5 protein-coding genes are annotated in these 9410 nt (G+C 43.2%); 2 read left to right on the top strand and 3 right to left on the bottom strand.

Going from position 1 to position 9410, the window contains the following annotated elements; all coding sequences use genetic code 11:
• Positions 1-566: 566 nt before the first annotated feature.
• Together ACGF63_RS03390 and ACGF63_RS03385 are read right to left on the bottom strand one after the other, a co-directional pair.
• Positions 567-983, bottom strand: a complete 417-nt coding sequence (locus ACGF63_RS03390) for a hotdog fold thioesterase (RefSeq protein WP_387628767.1) — start codon at positions 981-983, stop codon at positions 567-569.
• Positions 980-4036 carry an FAD-binding and (Fe-S)-binding domain-containing protein gene (locus ACGF63_RS03385; RefSeq protein WP_152961855.1) on the bottom strand — a complete coding sequence of 1019 codons (3057 nt, stop codon included), beginning with the start codon at positions 4034-4036 and terminating at the stop codon, positions 980-982. The genes ACGF63_RS03390 and ACGF63_RS03385 overlap by 4 nt, the downstream gene beginning before the upstream one ends.
• A 223-nt stretch (positions 4037-4259) precedes the next feature.
• On the opposite strand from ACGF63_RS03385, the gene ydiK reads away from it, so the two are divergent.
• Complete coding sequence (gene ydiK / locus ACGF63_RS03380; protein WP_036849483.1) at positions 4260-5369, top strand: AI-2E family transporter YdiK; 1110 nt, start codon at positions 4260-4262, stop codon at positions 5367-5369.
• A gap of 453 nt (positions 5370-5822) precedes the next feature.
• On the opposite strand, the gene ppsA is transcribed toward ydiK, so the two are convergent.
• Positions 5823-8201, bottom strand: coding sequence for a phosphoenolpyruvate synthase (ppsA, locus tag ACGF63_RS03375; protein ID WP_070974942.1), 2379 nt, complete (start codon positions 8199-8201; stop codon positions 5823-5825).
• Positions 8202-8418: 217 nt separating this feature from the next.
• Between ppsA and ACGF63_RS03370 the strand changes: the two genes are divergently transcribed.
• On the top strand, positions 8419-9294 hold the full coding sequence (locus ACGF63_RS03370) for a pyruvate, water dikinase regulatory protein (protein WP_036849481.1): 876 nt from the start codon (positions 8419-8421) through the stop codon (positions 9292-9294).
• Positions 9295-9410: the final 116 nt, after the last annotated feature.

The following is a 9410-nucleotide window of genomic DNA, read 5'->3' as shown; positions in this document are numbered from 1 at the left end:
GATAACGATAACGATAATAGCGATAAGTACCGCTTTTTGCTGTTTCATGGTTAGCGTCTCCTTGCCTTTCGGCGTGTAAGAGGCTAATCTTATGTTGTCTGGCATAAGGATAGGCCTCGGGTTGATTGAAAGATCACTCGGGGCTTTCTTCTATCCGCTCCAGCGCGCCAGAGACAGATAGTCTCAAGCGCCCGCCCAGAATATATCAAAGCAAAATACAGATATCTATATATTACATTATATTTCTCAGTTTATTTACAGTAAGCCATCCTTGGCTTGTGATTTACTGCTGATATTCGGTATAAATCCCAGCGAAAATGACAAAAATTAAAACCGCTGAAATTTTAGCATTAATTAATACATCCCGGCGTTTATAGATTTGAATAAAAGTAAGTTTTTATCTATTTCGATATTAACCCCTTCAATATAATTCACTATCTATATTTTACTCGATATTTAAATTAGTCAGATATATAAGTAGTTCACATAAGCAATGATATTATAAAAATAACTCTTTCACTTAATAAGTAGGTTATTAATCCATAGAAAAATAACCTACTATTATTTTATCCAGGCAACACTGAAGTCGTTAACCGGGAAGTGCAACACAGGTGTTGACATTCATCAAAAATATCGATTCGCCATACCTGGTGATTTCGGCCAATATGCAGAGGCTTACACACCCCTTTAACTTCGCCACTGCGAACAGACCGAATATGATTGGCATTGATTTCCAGCCCAACAACTTTTTTCTCACCTTCGGAACAGAGATACCCAGCCAAAGAACCGAGTGATTCTGCCAGTACAACAGATGCCCCGCCATGTAATAAACCAAACGGCTGACGGGTACGATAGTCAACCGGCATTGTACCTTCAATAAAATCATCACCGATATGCGTGATTTTTATGCCCAGATGGCCCATCATACATTGGCTATTTACTTGATTCAGGCTATCCAGTCCAATATCACGTTTCCAAATCATGGGATTATCTCCAATAAAGCTTGCAACGGATGCTTAAGTACTTGCCCTTCTACCCGCTTAACCTGACTGCGGCAGGAATAACCGGAACTCAGGCAACGCTCCAGAGGTAATTTCTGCAAGGCAGGTTGCCAGGATAATTTATAGATACCAATAGAGTGTTTTATGTTTTTGTTTTCATGACCATATGTTCCAGCCATTCCACAGCAGCCTACACTGATATTATCCAGCTTACTACCCAACCGCTGGAAAATTTTTTCCCACTGTTGACTACTGCCTGGTAGCATAGTCACTTCCGTACAATGTCCGAACAGATACCATTTATCACCGAATACGGCCTGATTGTCCTTTTCCTCCGGCAAAGTGTTGATCAGCCATTCGTGAACAAGCTGAACCTCAAACTTGCCGCGCTGCTCACCGAGAATTTCTTTGTATTCATCCCGATAGCACAGTACCAATGCAGGATCGACACCAACCATAGGAATTCCTAGTTCAAATACCCGACTGAGAAAATCTGACGTTTTTTGGGCGGTTTTAGCAAAGCGGGATAAAAATCCTTTGATATGCTGGGCCTTACCGTTAGGGGAAAATGGCAGCAATACCGGTTTATATCCTAATTTTTCCACCAAACAGGCAAAATCAGCCACCACTTTCGCATCGTAATAACTAGTGAACGGATCCTGAACAATCAGCACATGCCCGTTACGATGAGCCTGATCCATTTTTTCAAGCTGTTCCAGTGTGGTCGAAAGCGCGTAATGGCCGGCAAGCTGTTGGTGCAGTGTCGGACTGGATAACAAGGGGAGATCCACCATCCCGATTGTCCGACGACTCAATTCCTGCACCCACGGCTGTTTCAGGAAGAAATTAAATGCCCGTGGCGCCTTAGCCATTAACGGCGTACTACTTTCCGCACCTGCCACAATATAATCACGTAAAGGACGGAGATAACGACCGTGATATAACTCAAGAAAACGTGCACGAAACGACGGCACATCAATTTTGATAGGACACTGTGTTGAGCAGGCTTTGCATGCCAGACAACCAGACATCGCCTCTTTTACTTCATGGGAGAAGTCATACTCTCCACGCCATGCTTGCCAACTATTACGCGTTTTTTCAATCAGACCACGCAGGCTTGGCCGTTTTTGTTCCAATCCCTGCTTCAATAGTTGCGGATCCATACCTTGTTCGGTCAAAAGCCGAAGCCATTCACGTACTAATGTTGCCCGCCCTTTCGGTGAATGGATACGCTGCCGGCTAATTTTCATTGACGGACACATTGGGCTTTTCACATCGAAGTTAAAACACAACCCATTACCATTACATTCCATCGCACCACGGAATGTATTTCTTACATTGACTGGAATTGTCCGGTCATAAGTCCCCCGCTTGACAGCATCAACTTTCATCATTGGTGCATCAACACCCATCGGCGGACAAATTTTTCCCGGATTCAAGCGGTTATCCGGATCAAAAGCCGCTTTAATCCAGCGCAATTCCTCATACAAGACGCTACCGAAAAATTCCGGACTATATTCAGCACGAAAACCTTTACCATGTTCTCCCCACAACAAACCGCCATAACGGGCGGTGAGACTGACAATTTCATCAGAAATTTGTTTCATCAGTATCTCTTGCTGCGGATCGCACATATCCAGTGCTGGCCGAACGTGCAACACACCGGCATCTACATGACCAAACATACCATAATTCAACTGATGGCTATCCAGTAGCTGGCGGAATTCCGCAATATAATCAGCAAGATGCTGTGGAGGCACACACGTATCTTCCACAAATGGGATCGGTTTCGCCACACCTTTACTGTTACCGAGTAATCCAACCGATTTCTTGCGCATTGCATAAATACGCTCAATATCAGCCAGCTCCCGGCAAATCTGGTAGCCAATAACGCCCTGACGACCTTCGATTAGTTCATCAAGGCATTGACAAAGCATGTCCACCTGCTGGTCTATCAATTGTTGATCATCACCACTGAATTCAACAATATTCAATCCCTGCATATCCTTGCCGGGAATATCAGTAATCAATTCTTTCACTGAATGCCAGACAATATCCTCTCGCGCTAAATTCAGAACTTTTGAATCCACGGTTTCAACAGATAGAGCCTTTGCATTTACCATAAAAGGCGCATTACGCAGTGCTGAATCAAATGAATCATATTTTACGTTCACCAACCGCCTAACTTTCGGCAACGGTGTAATATCCAGAACCGCTTCGGTAATAAAAGCCAGCGTTCCTTCTGAACCGGTCAATATACGACCCAAGTCAAATTTCTGCATATCGTCACTGAAAACATGACGCAAATCATAACCTGTCAGAAAGCGATTGAGTTTGGGGAATTTTTCAACGATAAGTTCACGTCGCTCACGGCAGCGGTTAAGTACGGTGTTATAGATACGGCCTGTAACAGAATCTTCCTGAGCAATTGATTCCGCCAGTGCGATGTCCATTGAGCGGGTATCAAGTAATTCGCCACCTAATAAAACTGCCCGTAAGCCAAGAACATGATCGGATGTTTTACCATATACCAGTGAACCCTGACCGGAAGCGTCGGTATTGATCATCCCGCCCAATGTTGCACGGTTACTGGTTGAAAGCTCAGGTGAAAAGAAATAACCATATGGACGCAAATATTGGTTCAGTTGATCTTTAATGACGCCCGCTTCAACGCTGACCCATCCCTGCTCCGGGTTAATCTCAAGGATACGATTCATATAGCGGGACATATCCACCACGATACCCTCATTAAGGGCCTGGCCGTTTGTACCTGTACCGCCTCCGCGCGGGGTGAATGTCAAATTCTGATATTTTTTTTCGCCTGCGACACGGGCCAGTAAAACCACATCTGCGCCGGATCGAGGGAAAACAACAGCCTGTGGTAAGAGTTGATAGATACTGTTATCTGTCGCCATCGTCAGGCGATCTGCATAGCTGCTTGCGGTATCTCCGGTAAATCCTTGTTCCTTGAGTGTATCCAAAAATGCCTGTGCCAACTCACTAACGTGAGGGGCTTGTGATATGCGTGGGATCATTATCTTTTTGACCCTTTTAAAATGAGTGTCCACATTGCTTTATTTATACTATCTTTGAATCAATGCTTTAGTCAGCCGTAACCATTAACCACCGTTAACTGACTTGTCTGAGAAGGCAAGCGGTTACCTTATCATAATATTCACCTATTTTGAGTAACCTGTAGATAACATCCTATTTATTTATTATCTTTAGCGCCACTCAACTCCTTAGAGAAATTAACTTATGGACAAATCTCAACCGTATTATGATCTACCAAAACTATTGTTTACTTTAATTTTTCTTTCACTCTTAATTGTGACCAGTTTCTGGGTGATGAAACCATTTATCCTTGGTTTTGTCTGGGCAGGAATGGTGGTTATCGCTACCTGGCCTTTACTGGAAAAAATACAAAACAGTTTATGGGGTAAACGTTGGATTGCGGTTTCCATCATGACGTTATTATTAATTCTGTTGTTTGTGATCCCCATCGCATTACTGGTCAGTAGCTTATTGGAAAACAGCGGGCCATTAATCGAGTGGGCTAAATCCCCGGCTAATTTTCAAATGCCGGCAATGACCTGGCTGGACAGCATTCCACTGGTTGGCGATAAACTTTACAGCGGCTGGAACTCACTGATTACTGATGGTGGAAATGTGCTGATTGCTAAAGTCCAGCCCTATGTCGGAGAGGCGGCAACCTGGTTCTTTACTCAGGCGGCCAATGCCGGACGCTTCGTTTTCCATCTTGGCTTGATGGTGCTATTCAGCGTGCTCCTATATCTGAAAGGCGAACAGGTGACGATGAGTATTCGCCATTTTGCCGTTCGCCTTGCAGATAAACGCGGAGATGCAGCCATCCTGCTGGCAGCACAATCCATCCGCGCTGTCGCGCTCGGCGTCGTCGTTACTGCGCTGGTTCAAGCCATTATCGGTGGGCTTGGCCTGGCTGTTTCAGGGATCCATTATGCTACGTTGCTGACAGTACTTATGTTTGTCTGTTGCGTTGCCCAGCTTGGTCCATTGTTGATTTTAGTGCCGGCTGTCGCCTGGCTTTACTGGACAGGTGATACAACCTGGGGCACCGTGCTATTGGTCTGGAGCTGCATAGTGACAACAATGGATGGCTTTCTTCGTCCATTTTTAATCCGTTTAGGCGCAGATTTACCGATGGCGCTGATATTAACCGGCGTTATTGGCGGAATACTCTCATTTGGCATGATTGGCTTATTTATCGGGCCGGTTGTATTAGCCGTTGCTTATCGTTTATTAATTGCCTGGATGAACGAAGTCCCAGAACCTGAAAATAATTTAGCAGAAACTGAAAAATATCTGGAAAAAAAATTTTCAGAATAATTTGTATGATCATTAATCCTGCCACACATAGCGAAAGAGGATTAACTCTTTCGCTAAAGCATAGCTTTAAAAACTAATCATTCATCTGAAATACTCATTTACTTTTATTTGCTAGATTTAATTATTGTGAAAATTATGTTAAAAATTAGTTAAATTTGGTTTTTTATAACCATAAATAATTCAGAAATTAGGACAATTCTTAATGAATAAACTATTTAACTAAATTAATATAAGCGGGCTGTAAACGAGACGTTTATTTCTCCTTTTGATAGTTCTATTTATTAGAAGTACGTATATTGCTGTGTGTAGTCCTTGCCTATCACGCCCATGGTAGGCTTTTTTTTTCACTATTTTTAGACTTTTCTATGACGCTGTAATCAGCCGCTTTATTCATTAGAAAAACCCGCCATTTATTCTGACGGGCGTTGAATTTCAATTGCGTATTATTCTCAATTAACTTTCTTTCGCTAATCCTAACCAAGTTTTTACCACGGTATCTGGGTTTAATGACAGACTATCAATTCCCTCCTCCATCAACCAATAAGCAAAATCCTGATGGTCTGAAGGCCCCTGCCCACAAATTCCCACATATTTGTTTTGACGCTTGGCCGCCTGAATAGCTAATGAAAGCATAGCTTTAACCGCATCGTTGCGTTCATCAAATAACTCAGACACCACGCCGGAATCCCGGTCCAAACCAAGAGTAAGTTGAGTCATATCATTAGAACCAATAGAGAAGCCATCAAAGTGTTCAAGGAACTGTTCCGCCAGAATTGCGTTGGACGGAATCTCACACATCATAATGACTTTCAATCCGTTCTCACCACGCTTCAACCCTTGCGACGCCAGTTCAGCAATAACCGCTTCAGCCTGAGCGACAGTACGCACAAACGGGATCATAATTTCGACGTTGGTCAGCCCCATATCATTACGTACACGCTTAACCGCTTCACACTCCAATGCAAAACAACCGCGGAAACTGTCAGAGACATAACGCCCCGCACCACGGAAACCCAACATCGGGTTCTCTTCATCAGGTTCGTAAATGTCACCACCAACCAGATTGGCATATTCGTTGGATTTAAAGTCAGACAGACGAACAATAACCCGCTTTGGCCAGAATGCAGCCGCCAGCGTTGCAATCCCTTCAGTCAAGCGTCCAACATAGAATTCAACCGGATTGTCATAACCCGCCATCAGAGATTTTATCTCTTGCTGCAATTCCGGCGTTTGTTGATCAAATTCCAGTAATGCGCGAGGATGTACACCAATCATTCGGTTAATAATAAATTCTAAACGGGCAAGACCAACACCTTCGTTTGGCAAACAGGCAAAATCAAATGCGCGGTCAGGATTACCCACATTGAGCATAATTTTTACATCAAGCTCGGGTAATTGATCGACCTGAGAACTTTGTACAACGAAATCCAGTTGATTTTGATAAACAAAACCCGTATCGCCTTCCGCACAAGAAACCGTCACTTGTTGATTTTCTTTCAGGCGTTCCGTTGCATCACCACATCCAACAACCGCAGGAATGCCCAATTCACGGGCAATAATCGCTGCATGACAAGTCCGGCCACCACGATTAGTCACGATCGCAGCCGCCTTTTTCATAATCGGCTCCCAATCAGGGTCAGTCATATCAGTGACCAGAACATCACCCGGCTGGATACGATCCATTTCATTTAAGTTATGAATAACTTTTACTGTACCCGCACCAATACGATGACCAATGGCGCGCCCTTCCACCAATACCTGACCTTGTTCATTCAGTTGGTAGCGTTCCATAACCTGTTGGTTTGAGCGGACAGTTTCAGGACGTGCCTGAACAATATATAACTTGCCATTATGACCATCTTTGGCCCACTCAATATCCATCGGCCGGCCATAATGTTTTTCAATCAACAACGCCTGACGAGCTAATGCTTCAACTTCTTCATCAACTAAAGAAAAACGATTGCGTTGTGCTTCCGGCACATCTTCGATACGTACCTGCTTACCATGCTCTTTATTATCAGCGTAGATCATATGCAGTTTTTTAGAACCCAGATTGCGGCGAACAATGGCGGGTTTACCCTTATTCAACGTTGGCTTATGAACATAGAATTCATCCGGGTTCACAGCCCCCTGAACAACCATCTCACCCAAGCCGTAAGCAGAAGTAATAAAGACAACCTGATCAAATCCTGATTCAGTATCAATAGTGAACATCACACCGGAAGAGGCGAGATCAGAACGCACCATACGCTGTACACCCGCTGACAGCGCAACCCCCCGATGGTCATATCCCTGATGGACACGATAAGAAATAGCCCGGTCATTAAACAGTGAAGCAAACACATGTTTAATGGCAATCATCACCGCATCAATGCCTTGTACGTTCAGAAAAGTTTCCTGCTGCCCGGCAAAAGAAGCATCCGGCATATCTTCAGCCGTTGCTGAAGAACGTACAGCAAAAGAGGCTTCCGGCTGCCCTTCAGATAACTGTTGATAAGCATCCTGAATATCTTTTTCCAATTGCGGCGTCAATGGCGTATCAATCACCCATTGACGAATTTGTGCGCCCGCTTTGGCCAGTTGATTCACATCATCAACATCAGTTTCATCCAGCAAACTATAAATCCGCTGATTGACACCACTTTGCTCCAGGAAATCATTAAATGCCTGTGCGGTGGTCGCAAAACCATTCGGGACAGAAACTCCCAATTCTGACAGGTTAGTGATCATTTCTCCCAGGGAGGCGTTTTTACCACCAACCCGGTCAACATCATGCATACCTAATTGGTTATACCAAAGCACATTACACGGGGGGAGGTTATTGTTGGGCATTAAAACAATCCTTTTAACATTCGTGAGGTACAAGTCGGAAAATTGGCACTGCATTTTTAGCAGTCATAAATAGACTAACACAATGTTTTGGCACACATAGAAAGGTGAATCGATCAACCCAACACATTATTTTTTTCTCAGGTATACTTTGCAGAAAATTGATGCCCGGTCGCATTTAACTAAACAACTGGAAAAATAGAAGGCTGCTATAAATATCATGACAAAATCCAAATTAGAAATATCAGCAGGAAGTAATAGTGTTGAGAATAGTGTTGAACGCACCGTTTTCTTTATTTCTGATGGAACAGCAATTACCGCAGAAGTATTAGGACATGCGGTATTATCACAATTTCCCATCAAAGTAACCTCATATACCCTCCCTTTTGTTGCCAATGAAACCCGTGCAAAAGAAATAAAGCAACAAATAAATCAAATATATCAGGATACGAGTATAAGACCTTTAGTTTTCTATTCCATTATCTCTTCTGGAGTGAAAAATATTATCACCAGCAGTGAAGGTTTCTGTCAGGACATTGTCCAAACACTAGTAGCCCCATTACAGAAAGAGACCGGACTGGAACCCAAACCTGAACTTAACCGTACTCACGGTCTGACTGCAAAGAACCTCAGTCAATATGATGCACGTATAGCAGCGATTGATTATGCCCTGGCGCACGATGATGGTATCTCTTTACGCAACCTTGACCAAGCGCAGGTTATTCTACTGGGCGTATCCCGCTGCGGAAAAACGCCTACCAGTCTCTATTTAGCCATGCAGTTTGGTATTCAGGCTGCAAATTATCCTTTCACTGCGGATGATATGGATAATTTACAATTACCTGCGACATTAAAACAATTTCAGCATAAGTTATTCGGTTTAACTATAAGCCCGGAACGGCTGGCCGCTATTAGAGAAGAACGCCGAGAAAATAGCCGTTATGCATCATTGAGGCAATGCAGAATAGAAATTTCCGAAGTTGAAGCTTTATTCCGTAAGAATAAGATTAATTATCTTAATACCACCAATTATTCTGTTGAAGAAATCTCGACCAAAATAATCGATACGATGAAGCTGAACCGCCGTATGTTTTAGAAATATATCAATATGAATAATTGAAAAAAATTTATGATGTAGCTAACTATATTGTTTGTTTAATTTAGTCATTTTCGTTTATTGTAATTTCAATTACCCACAGGTATACCCGCTAG

It is taken from the genome of Photorhabdus sp. RM322S (assembly GCF_042879395.1).
GTDB lineage: Bacteria > Pseudomonadota > Gammaproteobacteria > Enterobacterales > Enterobacteriaceae > Photorhabdus > Photorhabdus khanii.
The sequence above is the reverse complement of the archived record's forward strand: the minus strand, read 5'-3'. Positions and strand labels throughout refer to the sequence as shown.

Coding starts and splice junctions, on each gene's coding strand:
- ACGF63_RS03385 (WP_152961855.1), bottom strand. CDS start 4,036: ATGATCCCACGCATATCACAAGCCCCTCACGTTAGTGAGTTGGCACAG.
- ACGF63_RS03370 (WP_036849481.1), top strand. CDS start 8,419: ATGACAAAATCCAAATTAGAAATATCAGCAGGAAGTAATAGTGTTGAG.
- ppsA (WP_070974942.1), bottom strand. CDS start 8,201: ATGCCCAACAATAACCTCCCCCCGTGTAATGTGCTTTGGTATAACCAA.
- ydiK (WP_036849483.1), top strand. CDS start 4,260: ATGGACAAATCTCAACCGTATTATGATCTACCAAAACTATTGTTTACT.
- ACGF63_RS03390 (WP_387628767.1), bottom strand. CDS start 983: ATGATTTGGAAACGTGATATTGGACTGGATAGCCTGAATCAAGTAAAT.